The organism is Autumnicola edwardsiae, assembly GCF_031846505.1.
Classification (GTDB): Bacteria; Bacteroidota; Bacteroidia; order Flavobacteriales; family Flavobacteriaceae; genus Autumnicola; species Autumnicola edwardsiae.
In genome coordinates, this window is sequence record NZ_JAVRHP010000378.1 from 1 (window position 1) to 206 (window position 206).

Consider the following 206-nt stretch of genomic DNA (forward strand, 5'->3'; position numbering starts at 1 on the left):
TACGGTATCTATTCCATTTCCTTTAAGCCTTTGCGCAAAATCACGTACTTCAGTTGCTCCTATAATCACCTTTTTAGGATCACAGCCTCTTAGGGCACAGGTTCCACCGTAGGGAAGTTCATCGGTAATTCCCACCTTAAGGCCTTTGGAGGCACATTTATTAGCAACGGTCATACCTGACATCCCGGAACCTATTACAAATACAT

The 206-nt window shown here is 43.7% G+C and carries 1 protein-coding gene; it reads right to left on the reverse strand.

Annotated elements, in window-relative coordinates:
- Positions 1 to 206, reverse strand: a 206-nt coding sequence (locus RM529_RS18050) for an FAD-dependent oxidoreductase (protein ID WP_311486104.1), incomplete at both ends; no start/stop codon positions are given.